General features: G+C 69.9%; 6 protein-coding genes and 1 riboswitch. Of the genes, 3 read left to right on the top strand and 3 right to left on the bottom strand.

Going from position 1 to position 6,961, the window contains the following annotated elements:
* The 3 genes from ACRDPS_RS21215 to ACRDPS_RS21205 form a co-directional block, all read right to left on the bottom strand.
* Positions 1-874: hypothetical protein (locus tag ACRDPS_RS21215; protein ID WP_431503650.1), on the bottom strand; the 874-nt coding region annotated here is incomplete at its 3' end.
* A 1-nt stretch (position 875) separates the two neighbouring features.
* Positions 876-1,379 (bottom strand): RNA polymerase sigma factor, encoded by a 504-nt coding sequence (locus ACRDPS_RS21210; protein ID WP_431503649.1) that lies wholly within the window; start codon positions 1,377-1,379, stop codon positions 876-878.
* 134 nt (positions 1,380-1,513) lie between these two features.
* Positions 1,514-3,343, bottom strand: coding sequence for a hypothetical protein (locus ACRDPS_RS21205; RefSeq protein ID WP_431503648.1), 1,830 nt, complete (start codon positions 3,341-3,343; stop codon positions 1,514-1,516).
* 153 nt (positions 3,344-3,496) lie between these two features.
* Between ACRDPS_RS21205 and ACRDPS_RS21200 the strand changes: the two genes are divergently transcribed.
* From ACRDPS_RS21200 to purH, 3 genes are all read left to right on the top strand, one after another.
* Positions 3,497-4,747: a cell division protein PerM gene (locus tag ACRDPS_RS21200; protein ID WP_431503647.1), complete on the top strand. Its 1,251-nt coding sequence runs from the start codon at positions 3,497-3,499 to the stop codon at positions 4,745-4,747.
* Positions 4,748-4,789: 42 nt separating this feature from the next.
* On the top strand, positions 4,790-5,401 hold the full coding sequence (gene purN / locus ACRDPS_RS21195; RefSeq protein WP_431503646.1) for a phosphoribosylglycinamide formyltransferase: 612 nt from the start codon (positions 4,790-4,792) through the stop codon (positions 5,399-5,401).
* A gap of 9 nt (positions 5,402-5,410) precedes the next feature.
* Positions 5,411-5,488: riboswitch (ZMP/ZTP riboswitch) on the top strand.
* A 16-nt stretch (positions 5,489-5,504) separates the two neighbouring features.
* On the top strand, positions 5,505-6,961 hold a 1,457-nt coding region (purH, locus tag ACRDPS_RS21190; RefSeq protein ID WP_431503645.1), incomplete at its 3' end, for a bifunctional phosphoribosylaminoimidazolecarboxamide formyltransferase/IMP cyclohydrolase.

Below are 6,961 nucleotides of genomic sequence, written 5' to 3'. Positions count from 1 at the left end.
CCGGTGCGGACGGGTCCGTGGACGGCTTGGCCGGGATCGTCGCACCGACCATGCGGTGGGCGGCGTTGATCGCGGAGGTCTGCAGGTCGGTGGGCGAGACGTAGTCCTGTACGCCCCGCTGCCGGGTCATCACCAGCACCCGGTTCTCGGCGGTGACAACGGCGGTCGCGACCTCCCAGCGAGCGTTCAGGCCGGGGTCGTCGGGCAGGTACGTCATGACGTAGATGTGCCCATCCGAGATGATGCCGCCCCTGGCCGGCAGCGAGCCGACAGGCTCCGCGTCGACAGAGGTGCACGAGGCAGCGGCATCCGCGATGTCTTGGCGGGCGCCCTCGGCGGCTTCTGGTGACGCGTACTCGGCGACTACGGCATTCAGGGTCCCGTAGGTCTCGGCCTCGGAGTTCAGCGTGGGATCGACCTCGAAGTCGCGGCGGAATGCCGCATCGGCTCCGGAATCGCCCAGAGACTTCGTGAGGCACGGGTTGTAGGCGTCCTTGCCCTCCCCGTCGTAGGTCTGCTTCTCGGCCCAGGGCGGATCGGGCTCGGCGGCGACCAGGTCCTCGGCGACCGGGAGGTTGGCGCGGCTCAGGTCGGACGGGCCCGCGGAGGCGGATCCGGACGGGCTGGGGGTGGTGGTGCTCGGGGTCTCGCTCGGCGCCGGTGCGGGGTCGATCGCCCGGTCGCCGAAGCCGGAGGAGAGGAAGATGATGGGTCCGGCGACCGCAGCGGCGGCGGCCACGGCGCCGGCAGTGACGACGGCCCGGCGGCGGCGCCGGATCTGGTCACCCCGATGACGTACCTCGGCTGCGGACTTCATCGGTGCTCCAGGGGTATCAGCGCGGAACTGGTCCAGACGCGAGATCGGGTCACTCATCTCAGGCCTCCTTCCAGACGGCGCCGGGAGATTCTTCGGCAAGGAGCTCGGCAAGGGCGGCTCGTCCTCGAGCCAACCGGGCTTTGATGGTTCCGGTGGGGGCACCGACCTCGGCGGCGACCTGGTGGACCGGCAGATCCGCGATGTGGTGCAGGACGATCGCCTGTCGCTGCGCCTCGGGTAGCTGCTTCAGGGCGGCGACGAGTGCCACGTGCGTCTCGTCGACGGCGGGCATCTCCAGCCGCGCACCGACGGCACGGTCGGCGGCCCGGGAGGCGTACTTCTTCCTGCGCCAACGACCCACGGCGAGGCGGTAGGCGGTCGTGCGCACCCACGCCTCGGGGTAGTCGACCGAGGACAGCTTTCGTCGATGCGCCCAGGCGCGGGCAAAGGCCTCCTGCACGCACTCGGACGCCTCGTCGACGTCGCCGATCATGGCGTACACCTGGGCGCACACGCGGCGGTAGGACGCGTTGTACAACGCGTCGAACTCGTCCTCGTCCATCGCTCGCCTCTCCTGGCCGGCATCGACCCGACCCCGGGCCCATGCGCTGGGCCTACCCGAACGGGCCCATTGTCAGTGTCAACGATGCAGACGCGTGAACGGCAGCCCCGGTTGCATTCCGGGGCAGGAAAGTCTCAGAGATAGTCGAGCCGGTACGCAGCGCGCTTGGCGAGCGCGACGAAGTCGGAGTTGCTGATGTCGGCGTTGCCGTCGGGCACGAAGCTCATCTGGGCGACGTTGGAGCCCCTCCGGATCGCAGCCATCCGGTAGAAGATGGAGGTGTCCTCGTTGAGCTCGACCCGGATGTACCAGACCGTGACGGCCTGGTTCTTGCTGACGTCGTTCTCCAGCAGCGTCACGTGGCTGCCGAGCTCCTTCTTGCCGCAGGCGTCGAGGCGGGTGCGGATGCCGGAGTTGAACGCCTGGGCCTCCTTCGCAGAGGAGAACTTTCCGACGGTCTCGGTCAGCCCGAAGGTGTCCGCCAGCTTCTTCTTCGTCTCCGTGACCAGGAACGATCGGGTCTGGGCGCCCGACATCCCCTTGGCGTTGAACTCGGTGTTGTCGCAGCGCGTCTTGGCCGGGTTGGACTTGGCCGCCTTCGCCTCGGTCGCTTCCCAGGGGTCGCTGATGTTGTTCGCCGGCGGCACGTCGGTCACATTGATCAGACCAGGAGCCTTGCCCGTGGGAATCGGCGCCACCGTCGCCCGCGGCCGCTTGGTCTCCACGCAGGCGCCGGCGTTCGGCATCGAGCAGAGGTTGTGGACGGCGGTGCCGAGCATGGTCGAGGTCTTCGCGGCGGTCGCGCTGGACTTGCCCTCGGTCTTCACGGTGACCGCGGCGGTGTGGTTGCCGGTGCGGGCGACGCCGTAGGTCACCGCCCTGTTGTTCGCCCAGTCGCGGTAGGCGAAGAGGGTCGCCTCGTCGCCGATGCCCTTGACCGACTCGGTGAACATCAGCTGGTAACGGGGCTCGGCACAGGCGGCGTACCACCCCTGCATCCGCTTGTACGCGGCCGAAGCAGCCTTCACGTCGACGGAGGACTCGATGGTGGTGCCGGCCTGGGTCGACTTCGCCTTGGCGTTGAAGGTGCGCGCCAGGCTGGCCACCGGCCGACGGTCGGCCGAGGCCTCGGCCTGGCAGGGGATGGTGAGGCCGGTGCCCTCGAGGTTGTCGGAGGTGATGTCGACGGCCCAGGTGCCGCCGTAGATCTTCGCCACCTCGTCCTCGGCCACGAGGTCCTTGGCGGTCAGCTTCTTGCCCGGGACCTCGCTCGGCTCGACCTCGAACTCCTCGGCAGCCGACTGCATCGAGAGCGTGTTGAGACGCGGCTCGGTCTCGGCGTCCTGGGTCACGAAGAAGCCGGTGCCGACCAGGGCGGCGATGGCCGCGGCCGCGCCGATGCCGGTGTGCACCCGGCGGCGCACCGCGCCGGCGGTGGTGATCGTCGAGGTCTTCGGCCAGGGCTGCTCGGTGAGCACGTCGACGAGCGGGTCGAAGATGGACTGCAGCTGCTCCGGGACGATGCCGAGCTCGTCGCAGATGGCGGCGTTGGCGCCCTGCAGATCGGTCTCGGTGCGGCTGATCGGGGTGCCGACCTCGCGGGCCAGCTGGGCGAGGTCGACGCTGGTGAGGTGGCCGAGCAGGAAGACCTTGCGGTCGTGGAGCGGCAGGCTGCGCAGCGCGGAGAGGGTGCTGTGCGCCTCCGGCGCGATCGTCTGGTCGCGGTGGAGCAGCGGCACCGAGTGGTTGCGGATCGCCTTGGACCACGCGATCGGGCGCACCCAGTCCTCGCGGTCGAAGTCGTCCATCGGCTTCACCTTGCGCCAGTGGTGCCAGGTGATGACCATCGCGCCGCGTACGGCACCCTTGGCGGCCTCCAGATCTCCGGTCAGCGACCAGGTTTGGAGAAGGAGGCGCCCACGGACGTCCTGATAGAACGCCTCGAAGGTCTCGTGGTCTGCCATGCTCATGCCCATGTCAGCGGTCAACTGTAGGTGATTCGGTCGAATGATCGGCAATGGTCGCCGATGCACAGGTGGGTATCAGGCGTGCACAAGACCTTTTCGGGCGGCGCGTCGCCAGGATCGGGGCCGCGTGGCTTGGGAGGATGAGTCGCGATGTCGTCCCTTCTGCCACCTCGCACCCCCGACCGTGGGCTCTCCGCGGATGATCTTCACGATCTCCGCCACCGCCGCCCGCTGGTCGCGGTAGCGCTGCTCGGCGGGGTCGGCACGGCCGCCGCCCCGCTGGTGGTGTGCCTGGCGATCGGCATCCTCGGCTGGTTCATCAGCGACATGGGCGCTCATGGTGAGCCGTCGGACGCGCTGCGCGTCGCCGCTCTCGGCTGGCTGCTCGGTCACGGGTCGGGCGTCCTCGTCTCGGGGGTCGCGGTCACCGTGGTCCCGCTCGGGCTGACCCTGGTCCTCGCCTGGGCGATGTGGCAGGTCGCCATCCGGGTAGGGGACGCGGTCTCGCTGCACGGGCCGGACGCCAACGCCCTCGCCGACGGTGAGCGCGACCTAACCGTCCCGGTCGTCGTCGGGCTCTTCACGCTCGGATACACCGCCACGGCTCTGGCTACGGCGCTCGTCGCCGGGTCCCCGGCCACCTCGCCGAGCATCGCCGGGGTCTTCGCCTGGTCCGTCGGACTCTGCGCGGTCGTGGCGATGCCCGCGATCGCGGTCGGCTCCGGCCGCGCGGCGCTGTGGATCACGCTGCTGCCGCGCGCCGCCGTCGACGTACTGGTCATGGTGAGGTCGATCCTGGTCTGGTGGCTCGCGGTCAGCACGCTGCTGTTCTTCGTGGCCCTCTTCGCCGACTTCACCACCTCGATCAACGTCGTCTCCCAGCTCCACCTCGACGTCGGCGGGATCATCCTCTACTCGCTGCTCGCCGTCTTCGTGCTGCCCAACGCGGTGCTCTTCTCCAGTGCGTACGCCCTCGGGCCGGGGTTCAGCGTCGGCGTCGGCACCACGGTCGCACCGACCGCGGTCGCCCTCGGGCCGCTACCGATGTTCCCGATGCTCGCCGCGCTGCCCGACAACGGCGCCCCGCCCGCCTGGGTCGCCGCGGTGATGGCGCTCGGGCCGTTGACCGCCTTCGTGGCGGTCTGCCGGGTCCAGCGCCACCGGCCGACGCTGCGCTGGTCCGAGGGGGCGCTCCGCGGTGTCAGCGCCGGGGTCGTCGCCGGTCTCGTCCTCGCCATCGCCTCGGGCATCGCGGGCGGTGCCGTCGGCCCCGGCCGGATGGCCGACATCGGGCCGTACGCCGGGCAGGTGCTCGTCAACGGCATCGCCTTCTTCGGCCTGGCCGGCCTGTTCGCCGGGCTCGCGATGACCTGGTGGCACCGGCGTTCCCTGCCTGCGTAGCCGGTGGCCGATCCTGTCGAGACCGCGTTTAGAGTGACAGCCGTGCCTCTTCGTCTCGTCGTCCTCGTGTCCGGCTCGGGCACCAACCTCCAGGCCCTGCTGGATGCCTGTGCCTCCCCGGACTACGGGGCCGAGGTCGTCGCGGTCGGTGCGGACCGCGACGGGATCCAGGGCCTGACCCGGGCGACCGACGCCGGGATCGAGACCTTCGTGCACAAGGTCAAGGACTTCTCCTCGCGCGAGGAGTGGGACGCGGCGCTGGCCGGGTCGGTCGCTGCGTACGAGCCTGATCTGGTTGTCTCCGCGGGGTTCATGAAGCTGGTGGGGGTCGCGTTCCTGAGCCGGTTCGGCGGGAAGACGCTCAACACCCACCCGGCGCTGCTGCCGAGCTTCCCTGGGATGCACGGCGCGCGGGACGCGCTGGACTACGGGGTCAAGGTCACCGGGGCGACGCTGTTCATCGTCGATGCCGGGGTCGACACCGGGATGATCATGGACCAGGTGAGCGTGCCCGTGGAGGACGACGACACCGAGGAGACGCTGCACGAGCGGATCAAGGTCGTCGAGCGTTCGATGCTCGTCAAGACGGTCGGCCGGATCGCCCAGGAGGGTTACACGGTGGACGGCAGGCGGGTTCGATTCGGCCGCGACTGAGCGGTTAGAGTACGACCACACGACTGGCGCAGGTGGGGGACCACCGGGGAGTGTGAAGAGACGGCATCGACCGCCTGGGTGCCCTCATCGAATTCATTGACCGATGAGGAGTTTGGCTGTGCAGGACCAGATCGCATTGAAGCGGGCGTTGGTGTCCGTCTACGACAAGACCGGTCTCGAGGACCTGGTCCGCGGACTCCATGACGCCGGTGTCGAGCTCGTCTCGACCGGTGGCTCTGCGGCGCTGATCGAGAAGCTGGGCCTGCCGGTGACCAAGGTGGAGGACCTGACCGGCTTCCCCGAGTGCCTGGACGGGCGCGTGAAGACGCTGCACCCGCGCGTGCACGCCGGCATCCTCGCCGACCGCCGTCTCGACTCCCACGTCCAGCAGCTCAAGGAGCTGGAGGTGGAGCCGTTCGACCTGGTCGTCTCCAACCTCTACCCGTTCGTGCAGACCGTCGCCTCCGGCGCCGCGCCGGACGAGGTCGTCGAGCAGATCGACATCGGCGGCCCCTCGATGGTTCGCGCTGCCGCCAAGAACCACCCCTCCGTCGCGATCGTGACCTCTCCTGAGCAGTACGCCGACACCCTCGCCGCGCTCGTGGCCGGTGGGTTCACCTACGACCAGCGCAAGGCGCTCGCCGCGGCCGCGTTCGTCCACACCGCGACGTACGACGTCGCCGTCGCCTCCTGGATGGGCTCCGTGCTCACCGACACCTCCGACGGCACCGGGTTCCCGGCGTGGGTCGGCGGGACGTACGAGAAGGCGAACGTTCTGCGCTACGGCGAGAACCCGCACCAGAAGGCCGCGCTCTACCTCAACGGCCACGGGCCGGCGGGGCTGGCCCGGGCCGAGCAGCTGCACGGCAAGGAGATGTCCTACAACAACTACACCGACACCGACGCCGCGCGCCGGGCCGCTAACGACTTCGCCGAGCCCGCCGTCGCGATCATCAAGCACGCCAACCCGTGCGGCCTGGCCGTCGGCGCCGACATCGCCGAGGCGCACCGGCGCGCGCACGCCTGCGACCCGGTCTCCGCCTTCGGTGGCGTGATCGCCTCGAACCGGCCGGTCTCGGTCGAGATGGCCCAGCAGGTCGCCGAGGTGTTCACCGAGGTCATCGTGGCGCCTGGCTACGAGGACGGTGCCGTCAAGATCCTGCAGGGCAAGAAGAACATCCGGATCCTGGTCGCCGACGCCGACGAGCGCGCCGCGGTCGAGACCCGGCCGATCTCCGGCGGCCTGCTGATGCAGCAGGTCGACCACGTCGACGCCGAGGGCGACGACCCGGCTTCGTGGACGTTGGCCACCGGCGAGGCCGCCGACGAGGCCACGCTCGCCGACCTCGCCTTCGCCTGGAAGGCCTGCCGCTCCGCCAAGTCCAACGCGATCCTGCTGGCCTCCGACGGTGCGTCGGTCGGCATCGGCATGGGCCAGGTCAACCGCGTCGACTCCTGCCGTCTGGCCGTCGAGCGCGCCAACACCCTCGCCGAGGACGCCGAGCGTGCCCGTGGAGCCGTCGCGGCCTCCGACGCCTTCTTCCCCTTCGAGGACGGCCC

It is taken from the genome of Nocardioides sp. (assembly GCF_050699375.1).
Taxonomy (GTDB): domain Bacteria; phylum Actinomycetota; class Actinomycetes; order Propionibacteriales; family Nocardioidaceae; genus Nocardioides.
Note: the sequence above shows the minus strand (reverse complement) of the source record. Positions and strands in the feature narration are given on the sequence as shown.

Excerpts from the sequence above, each read along its gene's own strand:
- ACRDPS_RS21205 (WP_431503648.1), bottom strand. The coding sequence starts at position 3,343 with ATGGCAGACCACGAGACCTTCGAGGCGTTCTATCAGGACGTCCGTGGG.
- ACRDPS_RS21200 (WP_431503647.1), top strand. The coding sequence starts at position 3,497 with ATGTCGTCCCTTCTGCCACCTCGCACCCCCGACCGTGGGCTCTCCGCG.
- ACRDPS_RS21210 (WP_431503649.1), bottom strand. The coding sequence starts at position 1,379 with ATGGACGAGGACGAGTTCGACGCGTTGTACAACGCGTCCTACCGCCGC.